This window comes from Stenotrophomonas nitritireducens, assembly GCF_050984405.1.
Taxonomy (GTDB): domain Bacteria; phylum Pseudomonadota; class Gammaproteobacteria; order Xanthomonadales; family Xanthomonadaceae; genus Stenotrophomonas; species Stenotrophomonas nitritireducens_B.
Window position 1 is genome coordinate 844,799 of sequence record NZ_CP158790.1, and the last position, 16,038, is coordinate 860,836.

Annotated in this window: 13 protein-coding genes and 1 pseudogene; 3 read left to right on the forward strand and 11 right to left on the reverse strand. The window is 68.3% G+C overall.

Translation table 11 applies throughout. The features are described 5' to 3' along the window. Positions 1-974 precede the first annotated feature (974 nt). Positions 975-1,217, forward strand: a pseudogene (locus ABTV91_RS03550) (site-specific integrase); the annotation flags it as partial. Between the two features lie 283 nt (positions 1,218-1,500). Here the strand turns inward: ABTV91_RS03550 and ABTV91_RS03555 are convergent. The 3 genes from ABTV91_RS03555 to ilvD all read right to left on the reverse strand — a co-directional run bounded on the left by ABTV91_RS03555 (position 1,501) and on the right by ilvD (position 4,846). Continuing rightward, positions 1,501-1,755: a YdeI/OmpD-associated family protein gene (locus ABTV91_RS03555; protein WP_433853256.1), complete on the reverse strand. Its 255-nt coding sequence runs from the start codon at positions 1,753-1,755 to the stop codon at positions 1,501-1,503. 213 nt (positions 1,756-1,968) lie between these two features. Continuing rightward, positions 1,969-2,538 carry a YdeI/OmpD-associated family protein gene (locus ABTV91_RS03560; protein ID WP_433853257.1) on the reverse strand — a complete coding sequence of 190 codons (570 nt, stop codon included), beginning with the start codon at positions 2,536-2,538 and terminating at the stop codon, positions 1,969-1,971. 469 nt (positions 2,539-3,007) lie between these two features. Continuing rightward, entirely contained in the window at positions 3,008-4,846 is a 1,839-nt protein-coding gene (gene ilvD / locus ABTV91_RS03565) for a dihydroxy-acid dehydratase (protein ID WP_433853258.1), read from the reverse strand. 251 nt (positions 4,847-5,097) lie between these two features. On the opposite strand from ilvD, the gene ABTV91_RS03570 reads away from it, so the two are divergent. Further along, positions 5,098-5,655, forward strand: coding sequence for a DUF1190 domain-containing protein (locus ABTV91_RS03570; RefSeq protein ID WP_433853259.1), 558 nt, complete (start codon positions 5,098-5,100; stop codon positions 5,653-5,655). A gap of 4 nt (positions 5,656-5,659) precedes the next feature. Further along, positions 5,660-6,847 carry a glutathionylspermidine synthase family protein gene (locus ABTV91_RS03575; RefSeq protein WP_433853260.1) on the forward strand — a complete coding sequence of 396 codons (1,188 nt, stop codon included), beginning with the start codon at positions 5,660-5,662 and terminating at the stop codon, positions 6,845-6,847. 148 nt (positions 6,848-6,995) lie between these two features. Here the strand turns inward: ABTV91_RS03575 and ABTV91_RS03580 are convergent, their stop codons facing one another. The 8 genes from ABTV91_RS03580 to ABTV91_RS03615 form a co-directional block, all read right to left on the reverse strand. Then, entirely contained in the window at positions 6,996-8,294 is a 1,299-nt protein-coding gene (locus ABTV91_RS03580; protein ID WP_433853261.1) for a DUF58 domain-containing protein, read from the reverse strand. 814 nt (positions 8,295-9,108) lie between these two features. Then, complete coding sequence (locus tag ABTV91_RS03585) at positions 9,109-10,128, reverse strand: AAA family ATPase (RefSeq protein WP_433853262.1); 1,020 nt, start codon at positions 10,126-10,128, stop codon at positions 9,109-9,111. Then, on the reverse strand, positions 10,125-11,270 hold the full coding sequence (locus tag ABTV91_RS03590) for a DUF4350 domain-containing protein (RefSeq protein ID WP_433853263.1): 1,146 nt from the start codon (positions 11,268-11,270) through the stop codon (positions 10,125-10,127). The genes ABTV91_RS03585 and ABTV91_RS03590 overlap by 4 nt, the downstream gene beginning before the upstream one ends. After that, on the reverse strand, positions 11,267-12,847 hold the full coding sequence (locus ABTV91_RS03595; protein WP_433853264.1) for a DUF4129 domain-containing protein: 1,581 nt from the start codon (positions 12,845-12,847) through the stop codon (positions 11,267-11,269). The genes ABTV91_RS03590 and ABTV91_RS03595 overlap by 4 nt, the downstream gene beginning before the upstream one ends. Beyond that, the gene (locus ABTV91_RS03600; RefSeq protein WP_433853265.1) at positions 12,837-13,829 is read right to left on the reverse strand and encodes a stage II sporulation protein M; all 993 of its coding nucleotides are present in this window, start codon (positions 13,827-13,829) and stop codon (positions 12,837-12,839) included. The genes ABTV91_RS03595 and ABTV91_RS03600 overlap by 11 nt, the downstream gene beginning before the upstream one ends. Next, entirely contained in the window at positions 13,826-14,503 is a 678-nt protein-coding gene (locus ABTV91_RS03605; RefSeq protein WP_433853266.1) for an RDD family protein, read from the reverse strand. The genes ABTV91_RS03600 and ABTV91_RS03605 overlap by 4 nt, the downstream gene beginning before the upstream one ends. A gap of 199 nt (positions 14,504-14,702) precedes the next feature. Then, the gene (locus ABTV91_RS03610; protein ID WP_433853267.1) at positions 14,703-15,011 is read right to left on the reverse strand and encodes a hypothetical protein; all 309 of its coding nucleotides are present in this window, start codon (positions 15,009-15,011) and stop codon (positions 14,703-14,705) included. Positions 15,012-15,042: 31 nt separating this feature from the next. Further along, positions 15,043-15,939, reverse strand: coding sequence for a DUF2167 domain-containing protein (locus tag ABTV91_RS03615; protein WP_433853268.1), 897 nt, complete (start codon positions 15,937-15,939; stop codon positions 15,043-15,045). Between the last annotated feature and the right edge of the window lie 99 nt (positions 15,940-16,038).

Below are 16,038 nucleotides of genomic sequence, written 5' to 3' on the forward strand. Positions count from 1 at the left end.
CAATGCCGCGACCAGAATGGATGACCTTGAAGTACGGCATTGTTTAATCTGCTGTCTAACGCTTGAATTAAGCCGCGTTGCGAAGCAACGTCGGCTCGAATGAATGGTTAGGGGGCGCCACGCCTAGTCGAAGCAAATACCAGCCACAACTACCCCTGCTTTGACCTCGTTGTAGCAACCGTAGATGTCATGCGTGTCCGTTTGGCATGTGCCGACGGCCTTGGCTCCAATGGCGACATCCGGTGCGGCCTTGCACATACCTTGGCACTCCGCCCCGTCTTTGCACTCCCTGCCGCCATCTGTATAGGGAAGAACACAGGCCGGTGTAGCGAACATACCGACGCCACGAACTGTACCGCCTTGCGCTGCGCATTGCGTCAGGTCAACCTTGGGATGCGAAACACAAGCCGTACAAGCCAAGGCGACTGAAAGCAGGATCAGACGGCAGTCTCCCAACATAGCCCTCTAACGCCAGAATTAAGCCGAGCCGCGAAGCGGCTTCGGCTTGAATGAATTGTTAGGCGCCTGCCGCACGCCACAAGAGATATGCGATTGCTGATGCTACAACCAAAGTGACAAGCCCAACACCGCATGCCGCGTCTGCCGAGATTTGCCTTGGTAACAGTTGTCTCGAGCGGCTCTTGGATTTCTTGCGGCTGCTGAGGTCCCAAGGTTCAACACTGTAGTAGCCAAGGGAGAATATTGGGACGACCGCCCAACCAATGAGATAGCCGAGACCATAGAACACAATCTCAAAGGCACCACGGAACAGGATATCTGTTAGCAAGCTCGCGGGCATGTCTATTGGCGCCTAACGCTTATTCGCCGCCTATCTGCGGCGTTGTCCCGAGTATGGCGGCTTCCCGCTGCCTTGTGAATCGGATGAATCCTACTTCGTATCAGTGAGTTGGACTATGGAGTCGGTGAGGCGCAGGCGGCAGGATGGCGGCGTTATGCCGCAGGAGCATCACCATATGGATTGCACCCCTCAATCTACCGGCGTATTGGAGCCAGGGCCACCGCGTTTGCTTGATCATGTCCGTGAGCGGACCCGACTGCGCCATTACAGCATCCGTACCGAACAGGCCTACGTCGGGTGGGGTGGGTCCGACGCTTCATTCTCGCCAACGACAGGCGCCATCCGAGGGAACTCGGTCCCGGAGGTCGAAGCGTTCCTTACCCGCCTGGCGATGCAGGGCAATGTGGCGGCGGCCACGCTGCCGGCGATGAGACCGGCAAGATGGCGGCCCGCAGTCCCAGGATGGCCATACGGTGGTCCTCCATGGTTGCGGGGTCGATGGGGTGATGGCGGCCGGTGTCCTGATTGGATGGCCCTGCCGCATGGAGGGGCAACCTATCGAAGCACGTGTGCTCCACGACGGTGCTTCACGGTCGGGTGGATGTCTCTCCTGTCTTTCACCACGTGGTCGAGCGATTCGCCGAGCAGGCCGTGTGGTGTGCTGCGCTGCCTGGTGGAAGTCCACGCATGAAGTGTCAGGTCTATGACCGGCCGCCGGACCATGCCATGTTCATGTACTTTCTTCCGTCCCTGAGCTCGGCCAGCATCTGGTCAACCCGCTTCTGCCGGGTTGCCTCACGCTTGGCGCGGGAGATCCAGCCCAGATAGTCGTTCTGCTGATACGGTGGCCGCGCCCGGTATGCCGCCATCAGCCCGTGCTCGTTCAATGCGGCCTCCACGGAAGCGGGCATGGGGTTCCTGGCGCGCTTGAGAGTTGTCTTCTTTTCGATCGTCATTGGCGAGAACCAAGCTGAGCGGTGCGTTTGATTGCCGGAGTGCTCTTGTCCTTGCAAGCCGCGACAACGACCGCAATGAGCGCAGTAATGGCCAGTCGTTCTGCTTTCATGCCTGACACCTGAATCAAGCCGCGCTGCGAAGCGACGTCGGCCGGAAATGGAGAAAAAGTGTCGCAAACACCGCATATACGATCCCCTGACCCGAAGCGGAGGCTACGGGTGGAGCTTTTCGCCGCGAGCAAGCATCTCGATGAACTGAGTGATCTTCTTGGCACGCGTTTCTGCCTTTTTGACACTCTGAATTCTGAAAAGTATGGCGTATCGGTTCTGGCTGTTGAGGGTTGAAAAGAAGGCTTTGGCTTTCTTGTTGGCATCGAGGGCCTGTTGCAAGTCATCCGGGACGACCGAATTGCTGGCCGATGAGTACGCGGCATCCCAGCGACCATCTTTCTTGGCTCGATCAATTTCGCGCATTCCGGCAGGACGCATTCGTCCCGTCGAGACAAGAGCCTCAGCTTTTGCCTTGTTGATCTGGGACCAGATGCTTCTGGCTGTCCTGGGCGTGAATCGTTGAAGCCAATAGTGCTCGTTCTCTGCCTTCTTTTGACCATCAATCCAGCCGTGGCAAAGGGCGATTTCCAACGCTTCGGCATAGGAGACGGTTTTTATACCGGCGCCTTTTTTGGCAATGCGAAGCCATGCGCCAGTTGACACACTTCCTGTCAGCTCAAGCCAGGACTCCCATGCGGATTGGTCCTTGAAAGTGAGGATCGGGTCGTTCATTGCTTTAGGGGCCTAATGCTTGAACTAAACCGCGCCGCGAAACGGCGTCGGCTTGGATGAATTGTCAGGCCGCAGGGCCAGTTAACTACTTCAAGCGCTCCACGCGAACTGCGCGAGGAACTCCTGCGACTTGCATCTTATAGCCGCCACTGTTGGTAATGATCACTCTGGGCATGTATGGATTGAGCCGTCCTGGATGGAGGCGTGGTACGTGCCAGGCGGCGCCTGCTGCCGGTGGTGTTGCCGCAGCAGCAGGTGGCGCGAGTGGTGGCGGGCATGCCCGAAGGTCTGCCCGAGTTGATGGCGTGCCCGTTGCCTGGGGCCGGCATGCGCTTGATGGAATGCCTGCGGCAATGGATCAAGGATGTGGATTTCGCGCGAAGGGAAATTCCGCGTGCGAGTGTGCCGGGCGAGCCCGGCACCTACAGGAAGCGTGCGAGCCGGGAAGAGGCGGCCCCCTGTGGGGCGCTCAACCGTCCAGCAGCGCCTTGTCCCGCACCGCGCCCTTGTCCGCGCTGGTCGCCAGCAGCGCGTAGGCCTTCAGCGCGGTGCTGACCTTGCGCGGGCGCGGCTGTGCGGGTTTCCAGCCGCGCGTGGCCTGTTCCTCGCGGCGGCGGGCGAGTTCGGCGTCGTCCACCAGCAGGTGGATGCCGCGCTGGGGAATGTCGATGCGGATGCGGTCGCCGTCGTGGACCAGGCCGATGGTGCCGCCGGCGGCGGCTTCGGGCGAGCAGTGGCCGATGCTCAGGCCCGAGGTGCCGCCGGAGAAGCGGCCGTCGGTGAGCAGGGCGCAGGCCTTGCCCAGGCCCTTGGATTTCAGGTAGCTGGTGGGGTAGAGCATTTCCTGCATGCCGGGGCCGCCCTTGGGGCCTTCGTAGCGGATCACCACCACGTCGCCGGCCCGCACCTCGTTGCCGAGGATGCCCTTCACCGCCGCGTCCTGGCTTTCGTAGACGCGGGCGCTGCCCTCGAACACGTGGATGGATTCGTCCACGCCGGCGGTCTTCACCACGCAGCCGTCGGCGGCGAGGTTGCCGTACAGCACGGCCAGGCCACCTTCGCTGGAGAAGGCGTGGGCGACGTCGCGGATGCAGCCTTCGGCGCGGTCGGTGTCCAGCGACGGCCAGCGCGTGCTCTGGCTGAAGGCCACCTGGGTGGGGATGCCCGCCGGGCCGGCCTTGTAGAACTGGTGCACCGCCTCGTCCTGCACCTGGGTCACGTCCCAGCGCGCGATGGCCTCGCCCAGGGTGCGGCTGTGCACGGTCGGCACGCCGGTATGCAGCAGGCCGCCGCGCGCCAGCTCGCCGAGGATGGCCATGATGCCGCCGGCGCGGTGCACGTCCTCGATGTGGTACTTCTGCGTGTTCGGCGCGACCTTGCACAGCTGCGGCACGCGCCGCGACAGGCGGTCGATGTCGCGCAGGTCGAAGGCCACTTCCGCCTCCTGCGCGGCGGCGAGCAGGTGCAGGATGGTGTTGGTCGAGCCGCCCATGGCGATGTCCAGGGTCATCGCGTTCTCGAACGCCTCGAACGTGGCGATGCCGCGCGGCAGCGCGCTTGGGTCCTCGCCGCCGTACCAGCGGTGGCACAGCTCCACGACCAGCCGCCCGGCGCGCTTGAACAGCGCCTCGCGGTCGCTGTGCGTGGCCACCACGGTGCCGTTGCCCGGCAGCGACAGGCCCAGCGCCTCGGTCAGGCAGTTCATCGAGTTGGCGGTGAACATGCCGCTGCACGAGCCGCAGGTGGGGCAGGCGCTGCGCTCGATGGCGGCCACCTGCTCGTCGCTCACCGCTTCGTTGCCGGCGGCGACCATGGCGTCGATCAGGTCGAGCTTGTGCTCGGCCAGTTTGGTTTTGCCGGCTTCCATCGGCCCGCCGGAGACGAACACCACCGGGATGTTCAGCCGCAGCGCGGCCATCAGCATGCCGGGGGTGATCTTGTCGCAGTTGGAAATGCACACCAGCGCGTCGGCGCAGTGCGCGTTGGCCATGTACTCCACCGAGTCGGCGATGATCTCGCGGCTGGGCAGCGAGTACAGCATGCCGTCGTGGCCCATGGCGATGCCGTCGTCCACGGCGATGGTGTCGAATTCCTTGGCCACGCCGCCGGCCGCTTCGATCTCGCGCGCCACGAGCTGGCCCAGGTCCTTCAGGTGCACGTGCCCGGGCACGAACTGGGTGAAGGAATTGACCACGGCGATGATCGGCTTGTGGAAATCGCCGTCGGTCATGCCTGTGGCGCGCCACAGGGCGCGGGCGCCGGCCATGTTGCGGCCGGCGGTGGAGGTTTTCGAGCGGTATTCAGGCATGGGGGAAGGCAGCGAACGCAGTGCCATTGATTCTGCATGAAGAACCCGGTTGCTGTTGCAACCATCGTGGCGATGGAATGACCGCTGGAAAGCGCAGGCGCGGGAAATCAGCGGTCGGCGAAACCGGGCATTGCTCGGGGATGCGCCCGGCCCTTTACCTGAAACGATGTTCAGGTTCGCGGTGCCGCCGATTTCCGCCCGCGCGGCCGGATCGGGCATCATTCGGGGACGACTTTCATGGGGCTACGACGATGAAGCGATCCAGGACCACCGCGCTGCTGCTGATGAGCACGGCGCCGCTGCTGTTCACCGCCTGCCAGAAGGAGCAGGCCGTGCAGGTGCAGGAAGGGCTGTACACCTCGGTGGAAGCCTGCAGCGAAGCCACTGGTGATCCGTCCGCCTGCCGTACGGCCTTCGCCACCGCGCAGCAGCAGGCCGCCGACGCCGCGCCCAAGTACGCCAGCAGGGAAGAGTGCGCCAAGGAGTACCCGGCCGAGCAGTGCGTGCAGCAGCACACCAGCGCCGGCACCTCGTTTGTCGGCCCGATGATGATGGGCTTCTTCATGTCGCAGATGCTCAACAGCGGCCGTGGCGCGGTGGCCGCGCCGCCGGCCGCGCAGCCGGCGTTCAAGGACAACGCCAACGGCTGGGCCAAGCCGGCCGGCAGCGGCGGGCTGAACACCGCCAGCGGCATCGGCGCCGGCAAGGCCGGCTTGGCGCCGGTGACCACCGAGCCGAACCGCGCCGTCACCGCCAGCCGCGGCGGCTTCGGCTCGCGCAGCGGCGGCCGCACCACCGTCGGCGGTTGATGCGGTGAGGCGGGTTGCCATTGCCGAGCGCTCCAACTGGCGCGCGCGCGCGGCCGAGGCGGGGTTCCGTTTCCACACCATCGACGGCGCGCCGTACTGGGACGAAACCGCGTACTACGCCTTCACCCTGCGCCAGATCGAGAACGACCTGGAAGACCCCAGCGCCGAGCTGCACGCCATGGCGCTGGACCTGGTCGGCGAGGTGGTGGCCAGCGAGGCGCTGATGGAGCGGCTGGCGATCCCGGCGCCGTTCCGCGACTGGATCGCCGACAGCTGGCGGCGCCGCGACCCGCATCTGTACGGCCGGCTGGATTTCGCCTACGGCGGCAACGGCCCGGCCAAGCTGTACGAACTGAACTACGACACGCCGACCTCGCTGTACGAGGCGTCGTTCTTCCAGTGGCAGTGGCTGGAGGACCAGCGCAACCGCGGCGCGCTGCCGCAGCAGGCCGACCAGTTCAATTCCCTGCACGAAACCCTGGTCGAGCGCTTCGCCGAACTGGCGGCGCAGCTGCCGCCGCCGCTGTATTTCAGCGCGGTGCGCGATTCGGAGGAGGACCAGGGCACGGTCGCCTACCTGCGCGACTGCGCGGCGCAGGCCGGCCTGCACGGCGCGGCCATCGCCATCGAGGACATCGGCCTGTCGGCCGACGGCCGCTTCACCGACCTGGACGACGTGGTGATCGGCAGCCTGTTCAAGCTGTATCCGCTGGAAGACCTGATGCGCGAGGAATTCGGCGCGGCGCTGCCTGGTTCCGGCGTGCGCCTGCTGGAGCCGGCGTGGAAGGCGGTGCTGAGCAACAAGGGCATCCTGCCGCTGCTGTGGCAGCGCCACCGCGGCCATCCCAACCTGCTGGAAGCGCACTTCGACGATGGCAGCGCCCTGCCGGCCGGCTGGGTGCGCAAGCCGCTGCATTCGCGCGAAGGCGCCAACGTCGCCATGCACATGAGCGACGGCCGCTGGCAGGAGAGCGAAGGCCCGTACGCCGGGCCGTGCATCGTACAGGCCTTCCATCCGTTGCCGGCGTTCGAGGGCAACTACCCGCTGGTCGGCAGCTGGGTGGTGGGCGACCGCGCCTGCGGCATCGGCGTGCGCGAGGACGACAGCCGCATCACCCGCGACAGCGCCCGCTTCCTGCCGCACGCCATCGTAGACGATGCACCGCAGGGGAGTACGCGGATCTACGTCTGAGGGTTTTGAGACCCTTCTCCCTCCGGGAGAAGGTGCCCCGAAGGGGCGGATGAGGGGCGGGCGAAGCCTTGTGCAGCCAGACATCGCGGGACTTCGTCCTTACCCTCACCCCAACCCCTCTCCCACAGGGAGAGGGGCTTTCAAGGCGCTACAGCAACCCGTCGCGCTTGACCGCCAGGTAGCGCTCCACCAGCGCGGCCGGCAGTTCCTCGGCGGTGACGTCGAGCACCATCACCCGGTGGCTGCGCAGCGCCTCATGCGCGGCGGCGCGCTGCTGCAGGTAACGGGCGATGGCGCCGGCCTGCACCGCGTCGGGCAGGGTATCCGCGCCGCGGGCGAGGGCATCGTCCAGTTCGCGCTCGCGCAGGCTGGCCACGCACACCAGGTGGCGCTTCTGCAGCAGGCGCACGGCGGCCAGCAGGTCCTCGATGTCCTCGTCGCGCACGTTGGTCACCAGCATCACCAGGCAGCGCCGCGATTGCCGCAGCGACAGTTCGGTGGCGGCGGCGAGGTAGTCGGTGGCCACCGGCTGCGGTTGCAGGTCGAAGCTGGCGCGTAGCAGCGTGTCGATCGCGCCCAGCCCACGCTGCGGCGCCACCCAGCGGCTCTCGCCGCCGCTGGCGAACAGGCCCACGCCGTCGCCCTGGCGCAGCGCCAGGTAGGACACCACCAGCGAGGCGTTGAGCACGTGGTCGAAATGCGACAGCCCGCCCTCGTCGGCCAGCATGCGCCGGCCGGTGTCGATCATCATCACCAGCTGCTGGTTCTTCTCGTCCTGGTACTCGCGCGAGATCAGCTTGCGCGCGCGCGAGGTGGCCTTCCAGTCGATCTGGCGCAGGCTGTCGCCGACGCGGTACTCGCGCATCTGGTGGAAATCCGTGCCCTCGCCGCGGCGCCGCTTCAGGTGCGCGCCGACCAGGCGCGAGGCCATTTCTGCGCTGAGCAGGGCCAGCCGCGTGAGCGGCACGAAGTTCGGGTAGACCCGCACCTTCTGCACCGGCCCGGCGATGCGCGATTGCCGCCACAGCCGCAGCGGCGAATGCAGGCGCAGCTGCACGCCGTCGAAGGCGAAGGCACCGCGCGCGCCGGGGGTGAAGTGGTAGCTGAAGCGTGATTCGCTGGCGCGCGACAGGCGCAGCCGGCGCGGCAACCCGCGCGTGGCCCAGCCGCCGGGCACCAGGTCGAACACGTCCACGCGCTGCCTGCCGAAGCTGTCCAGCTGCAGCCAGGTCTCGCGCTCCACGCCCAGCGCCAGGGTTTCGGGCAGCTCGCGCCGCACCGTGGGCGTGGGCCGGCGCCACAGCCACAACGCGTCGACCAGGGTGGGCAGGGCGATCGCGCAGGCGGCTGCCGTCCAGATTTCGACGGGCAGCAGGCGCAGGGCAACGGGGATGCCGAGCAGGCCCCACAGGGCGAGCAGTGCGATCAACAGCGGTGCGGGCCTCATGCGGTGGCCCTCATGCCGGATGCGATGCCTGCGGACGAGCGCGAAAGCACAAGATCCTTTGCGGTTGCGGTTGCGGTTGCGGTTGCTTGTGACTTTGCTGTTGCCGCCTGCTTTTGATTTTCGGGTCCCCTTCCGCAGCGACGGAGCCGGCGGGAAAAACCCGAAGGGCGGCGTGCATGGATGCACGCCGTTTTTCGACGAGACAGGGATGTCTCGTCGAAAAATCCCGGCGGCGGAGTGGACCCGGCGCGCGCAGCGCGTCGGGCGCGCAGGCAGGGGCGTGCTTTCTCTTGGTTACTTCTCTTTGCACGAGCAAAGAGAAGTAACTCGCGCCCCGAAGGGGAGCGAAAGCCTTTGATCCTGCCCCTGCCGTTGCTCAGGCTCTTTCTGCATACGGAAAAAGGCGACGGCCCGAGCAGAAGCCGTGGCATGAAGGCAAAGAACGAAAGCAGAAGCTTGAAAGCAGAGCTTTCGCCCCTGCTTCGCAGGAGCGAGCCACCTTTCTTTGCTCGTGCAAAGAAACGTGGCCCAAAGAAAGCACGCCCCTGCCTCCGCGCCCTCCGTGCCTGCGGCACTCCGGGTCCACTCCGCCGCCGGGATTTTTCGACACGACATCCCTGTCGTGTCGAAAAACGACGTGCATCCATGCACGTCGCCCCTGCGGGGTCTTGTCCGTCGGCTCCGTCGCTGCGGAAGGGGACCCGAAAGGCAGAAGCGGAAAGCAAAATCACGGCAACGGCACCCCTCCCCGACCCTCCCCTTCGCACTGCGTGCGAAAGGGAGGGAGTGGAAGCAGCGTGGCTGCCCGTACGGCTCATTTGCGCGGCGCCTCCACCTTCGCCAGCAGCGCGGTCAACGCATCGTCCGCCGACTGCCCTTCGATCTGCAGCTCCGGCGCCAGCGCGATGCGGTGCCGCAATGCGGGCCTGGCGATCTCGCGCACGTCATCCGGCGTGACGAAATCGCGCCCGGCCAGCACCGCCTGCGCGCGCGCCGCGCGCACCAGCGCCAGGCTGCCGCGCGGGCCGGCGCCCAGCGCGATGCCCGGCCATTTGCGCGTGGCCGCCACGATGCGCACCGCGTAGTCGATCACCTGCGGGTCCACCGTGATCGCCGCCACCGCCTGCTGCATGGCCACCACGTCGGCGCCGCTCATCACCCGCGGCACCTGCGACAGGTCGAAGTCGCTGGCGCTGCGGCCGGCGGTGATCGCCTCCACCATGCGCTTCTCGTCCTCCAGCTGCGGGTAGTCGATCAGCACCTTGAGCAGGAAGCGGTCCAGCTGCGCTTCCGGCAGCGGGTAGGTGCCTTCCTGCTCTACCGGGTTCTGCGTGGCCAGGGTGAGGAAGGGCGGGGTAAGCGGGAAGGCGCGGCCTTCGATGGTGACCTGGCCTTCCTGCATCACTTCCAGCAGTGCCGACTGGGTCTTGGCCGGGGCGCGGTTGATCTCGTCGGCCAGCAGCAGGTGGGTGAACACTGGGCCGCGGCGGATCTTGAAGCTCTCGGTCTTGGGGTCGTACACGGCGTGGCCGCTGACGTCGCTGGGCATCAGGTCGGGCGTGAACTGCACGCGCGCGTAATCCAGCTCCAGCGCCTGCGCCAGCGCGCGCACCAGCAGGGTCTTGCCCAGGCCGGGCACGCCTTCGATCAGTACGTGGCCGCCGGCCAGCAGCGCCACCAGGATCTGGTCCAGCACGTCGGCCTGGCCGATGAAGGCCTGGCCCACCGCTTCGCGCAGGCGTTCGACGCGTTCGATCAGTTCGGTGTTGCCGGGCGCGGGCGCCGGTGCGGGCGCATCGCCGGGAAGGGCGGGCGGAGCGGGCAGGTCGGTCATAGCTGGTTTCTCATCTGGATGAGCAGGGCGATGCGTTCGCGCAGCGCGGCGTCGTCGCGTGACGGAGGAAGCTGCATCGCCAGCCGCACGCGTTCGAGCGGCCAGCGCAGGTGGTCGGCGATGGCCTGCAGCTGGGCATCGCCGGTGAGGGCCGCGGCCAGCGGCGCGCGGCGGCGCAGGCGCGCCAGGAAGGATTGGAGCACCGCGTCGTACAGCAGCGGCGATTTGCCGTAGCGGTGCAGGTGCTCGCCGCTGGCGCGCACGTGTTCGAGCAGCGAGCGGCGCTCCTGCCGCGGCGAGGGCAGCAGCGGACCGAAGCGCTGCGCGCGCATCCACAGCCACGCCAGCAGCGCCAGCAGCAGCGGCAGCCAGATCGGCCAGCCGCGCTGCAGCACGGTGCGCCACAGCGACGGCGCTTCGGCCGCGTAGACCAGGTGCATGCGGCCCTTGCCGTAGTTGGGGGCCAGCACCAGCCGCGCCAGGTCGCGGTGCGGCTGGTCGCGCAGGCCGGTGTCCCTTTCGTCCTGGCCGTTGCGCAGGAAATCCATGTCGGCCAGCACGTCCACCCGGCCGCTGCCGTAGCGCAGCCGCGCGTAGGCCAGCGTGTCGTCGGCGGCATCGCCCCAGCGCCGCTCGGCGCGTGCGTTCTCGCCCAGGGTGAAGCGGGGGCCGGCGCAGAATTCCTGGTGCTCCTCCTGCCCCTGCACCTGCCACGGCTGGCAGCGCGGTGCGGCTTCGCTGGGCGTGATGCCGAAGCGGCCCAACAGCGTGCGTTCGCCATCCAGCGCCTCGTCGGCCCTGGGCATGCGCAGCAGCAGGTGGCCGCCGTATTCCACCCAGTCCGCCAGCTGTTCGACCTGCTCCGGCGCGAGCTGGCGCGGATCGTCCAGCAGCAGCACGGTGTCGCGGGCCTGCAGGCGCATGGCCGGCAGGTCGAGCGTGCGCCGCGTCTCCGCCTCCACGCCGTCGCGGCGCAGGGTTTCGCGCAGGGCGAACAGCGGGTTGAAGCTGGGTTCGCCATAGGCCGGCAGCGTGGCCTGCTCGCAGACGCGCTGGTAGGTGCGCAGGAACCACATCACCGCCACGCCCGCCAGCAGCAGGACGGCCAGGGCGATCAGCGCGTTGCGCCAACGCGGGCTCATGCCGGCCACCCGTACTGCTGGTGCAGGTCGTCGAGCAGGGTGTTGAACTCATCGTCCGATGGCAGGCGCCCGGCATAGGCGGCGTACTGCCAGGTGCGCACCATGCGCGCGAACAGGCGCCGGTCCGCTTCCTGCGGCATGCGCTTTGATGCGCGCAGGCACTGCGCTTCGGTGCTGCCCGGCGGCAGCACGATGTCGGCGCGCCGGGCCAGTTCGTCCAGGCTGGCGCGGTACAGCAGGGCCAGCGCATGCCGCGGCCGGCCGTCCTGCCACAGGCGGCGGGCGCTGGCGAGGATGTCCGGCGGCAGGGTGTCGGGCAGCTGCAGTTCGTGCTGGGTGACGTCCGACTGGGCTTCGCGGCGACGACGGCGCCCGCTGCCGCGCAGCCAGGGCAGCCACCAGCGGGCGGTCAGCGCCAGCGCGAGCAACAGCGCGCCGACCACGATCCACAGGAAGCCTTCGCTGAGCAGGGCCAGCAGCTTGGCGAGCGCACCGAGCAGCTCGCCGCCGGGGAAATCCCAATCGCGTGCGGGCTTCTGCTTCTCCTCCTCCACGGCCCTGCGCTCCCAGCGGCAGACCATGTGTCTGGCGCCCAGCTGCGGGTCTTCGTAGGCACGCGCGGCCGCCTGGCGGAAGCCGGCGGTATCGACCTGCGCGGGGCCGAAGACCGTTGCCGGCGTGGCCGCGGCCGCTGGCGCGGCGGCGCTGCCCTTGTGGTTGTCGTGCGTCGCGGCGGCCGCATCGCCGGCCTCCTGCGCATGGACCGGCAGTGACAACGGCGCGCAGGCCAGCAGCGCCACGAGTAGCAGCGGCGCCGCGCGCGACAGCCGCTCGCGCAGGCGGCGGAAGGCGATCTCCACGTCCCAGGCTTCCAGCTGGGTGCGGCGGTTGAGGTACAGGCCGAAGCCAGCGCCGCTGTAGAACGGGCCGATCAGCGTCATCGCGCCCCAGGCCAGCAGGTTGAAACCCAGCCACACCCACGACGGCGTGTCGCTGCCGATCAGCGATACCGCCACGCGCAGCGATTCGGGCAGCGCATCCAGCGGCACGAACATGAAGACCAGGGCGATGCCGGCCAGCTGCAGCATCACCTCGAAATGCCAGCACACCAGGGTCAGCAGCGCCGCATGGCCGTAGGCCGCGCCGCCCAGCACGCGCCGCCGCAGGCGCCGTTGCCCGGCGTCGCCGCCTTCGAGCAGGTCCACCGGCATCAGCAGCGAGCGCGCCGGGCTCAGCCGGCGCCAGCCCAGGTAGGCCAGCAGGCCGCGCCAGCCCCAGCGCCACTGCGCGCGCAGCGTATCCGCGGTGCCGGGCACCGCGCCGAACGCGCCGCGCGAAATCACGTACAGCGGAATGCGCTCGAACGCCGGCTTCAACCACCACATCAGCAGCGCCGGCAGCCAGAACGCGTCCAGCCACCAGCCGGCCAGGTTGAGCAGCACGAACAGCGGCGCGGTCAGCAGCAGCCACGGCTTCCAGATGGCCGCGGCGTGGCGCCGCACCAGCGCGCTGCCCAGCTCCATCGCCTCCCACTGCGAACGCGCGCGCAGCACCACGTCGAGCTGGTCAATGCGCATCGCCGCCCCCGTGCCCGCCGCGCCACAGCCAGGCGAACACCAGCGTCCACAGCACGCCGGAGACGGTGAACTTGCCCCACGCGGGCACCCAGGCGATGGATGACCAGAACGCCTCGATGAAGGCCGCCACCAGCAGCATGAAGGCCACGCCCAGGCACAGCCGCGCGCCGATCACCCCGCCTTCCACCAGCGCATCGATGCGGCGCTTGCGGCCCGGTGCGATCAGCCGCAGCCCCAGCTGCAGGCCGGCGCCGCCGGCAATCACGATGGCGGTCAATTCGAACGGCGCATGCCCCACCACGAAGCGCCAGAACGCATCGCCATAGCCCACCTGCTGCAGGTGCCCGGCCACCGCGCCGATGGTCAGGCCGTTGAACAGCAGCACCAGCACCGTGCCGACGCCGGCCAGCAGGCCGCTGGCGAAGGTGCGCAGGCCGATGCTGATGTTGTTCATGATGTAGTGGCCGAACATCGCCCAGTCGGTGCCGCTGTCGCGGCCCAGGTGGTCGGCGGTGGGCGCGTACATCTTTTCCATCTGCGCGATCTGCGGCGGGTCCAGCAGCAGGTGCACCAGCTCCGGCCTGTATTGCAGCAGCACGAACACGCCCACCAGCGGCGCCACGAACAGCGCGCACGCCACCCACATCGCCGCGGCCTGGCGGCGCACCAGCTGCGGGAAACCGGCGAACAGGAATTCCACCGCACGCTGCCAGCGTGGCGGCGGCGCGCGGTACAGCAGGTTGTGGCCGCGCTGCATCAGCTGCTGCAGGCGCTCGACCAGCTGCGGGCTGTAGCCGCGGCGGCGCGCCAGCGCCAGCTGCTGGCACAGGCGCCGGTAGCGCTCGGGAATGGTCTCGTCGCCCGGCAGGTCGGGCGCGGGCGTACCGCGCGCCTTGCGCGCGCTGCCGCCGCGCTGCTGCAGCCAGTCCTCGAACTGGCGCCATTCATGCTGGTGGCGGGTGACGAACTGTTCCTGCCTCATCGCCGCCCCAGCAGCCAGTTGGCCATCGCGTACAGGCGCAGCACGCCGGTTGGGCCCTGCGCCCGGCTCAGGCCGCTGGCGATATCGGCCAGCTCGCTCTGGCGCGGGCCGGACAGCGCCGGGGCGCGGTCGGCGAAGGCGATCACCGCCATCTGCTCGGCCGGCTGCAGCGGCAGCGGCGGCGCCAGCACGGTGTCGATGCGCGCCGGCGGCACCGGCGCGGGCGCCGGCACGTGCACCACCAGGCTGCCGGCCACCAGGTCGCCCAGCCGGCGCCCGTGCGCATCGCACAGGCAGGCAAGCAGGCCCAGCGCATAACCGAACGGCAGCATGTCCACGGTGCGCAGCAGGTTGCGCACGATCGCCGGCATCCAGCCCAGCGGCGCGCCGTCGCGCGCCACCACCCGCAGGCCGAGCGCGCGCTTGCCCAAGGTCTGGCCGAACCAGACCTCCAGCACGATGGGGTAACCCCAGAACATCAGGAACATCAGCCCCAGGTACAGGCCCTGGCCCAGCCCGCCCAGCGCCATCAGCAGCGGGCTCATCAGCGCCAGCACGCCGAAGCGCGTCATCAGGTCGATCAGCCACGCCAGCGCCCGCGGCACCGGCCCGGCCGCCGGCAACTGCAGCGGCACGCCTTCGGGCGTGATGACCTCGCGGAAGGTGTCGAGCATGGGCAAAGCGTGGTTCAACGCGACGCCACCGGCGTCGCGCGGGCAACGGCCGGGTCGCGGGGAAAAGCGGTTATCCCGGCACGGGGGGCTGCCGCGGGCATGGGGCTCTCTGCTGCGTCCTTGTCAGGGGCCGACTTTACCTGCCGGCCCCGCCAAAACCCAGCCTGCGCACGCGGCCGGGGCGGCCATGCCCGCCCGTTCAAACGGCCGAATAGACCATCAGTACCGCACCGATGACGGTGGCGGCCAGCGCGCCGGAGAAGATCCATTCGGAGATGCTGACCAGGCGGTTGGCGTTGGCGCTGCCCTGGTTCTTCTGCGCCAGGTAGCCGAGCACCACGACGAACAGGAAGCCGAGCGAGGAGAACAGGAAGAAATCGTCCGCCGCCACCTCGACATGGTCGATCGAGGTCTTGGCGGCCAGGATCGCCACCAGCGCCAGGTTGATGCTCGCCAATGTGCCGCTGATCGAGATCAGCGTGTCGATGGACTGGTCGGTATGGGCCATGGCCTGCCTTCCTGCGTGGGTGCCGCCGGGTTCAGCGTACGGTACCGTTCCTGCGGCCGCCGCCGAAGAACTTGCGCGCCACGCCGCCCAGCGCGATGGCGCCGATCAGCAGCAGCTTCCAGAACTTGGCGAAGACCAGCCCGAGCTTGGCGAACAGCCCGGCCTTGGCCGCCAGCCCGCCGCCGATCAGCGTCGCCACGCCATAGGCGGCGATCTTGTCGGTCTTGGGGTTGTGGTCGGCATAACGCGCGCCGGGCTCGAACTCGGCCATCGGCAGCAGCTTTTCCATGCCGGTGCGCACCAGCGGCAGCTCGTTCATGCCCGACACCGCGTTGAGGCTCAGGTAGCCGTGGCGGCCGAGCACACGGATGTCGTAATTGAGCACGTGGCCGGGCTGGCCGTTGAACTCCAGCTCCTTGGCCCAGTACAGCTTGTTGTTGCCGGCGTCGTAGCGCGGCGGCACCGCCCAGCCCACCAGCTTCAGCGTGCCGTAACCGGCCTTCTCGCGCTCCGGGTTGGCGTCATTGGTCTGCTCCTGCATCTCGCGCAGCAGCTTGGCGTAGTCCATCTTCGACGCGTCCTCGTCGGACACGTAACCGTCGTCCGAATACGTCACCACCACCGCCCAGCTGTCGTCGTCGGCCAGGCTGGGCGAACGCGGCACGATCAGCCCCAGCACGTCCTCGTCGGGCGGGTTGCCCCACATGTCCTCCAGCACGCGCCGCGCATCGGCCTGGTCCAGGTAGCGGAACTCCGGGCCCAGGTTGAAGCGCGCCTTGGCGGCGGGCACCTCGATGGTGCCGGAGCGGAAATGCAGCGACTGCACGAACGCCGCGGCGTCCTGCTCGTCCTGCGCCAGAGCGGGCGAAGCAGCGCACAACAGCGTCGCGCCGGCCAGCAGGCCCAGCGCCATGGATCTGATCGACATGAAGGGTTCCTTTCCCTGGAAGGGCGCCCCCGCGCCCGAGGCCGGCAGTGTGGGGCAAGCGCGGCCCCGGCGGCAACGGAAACCGCCGGCGGTGCACCG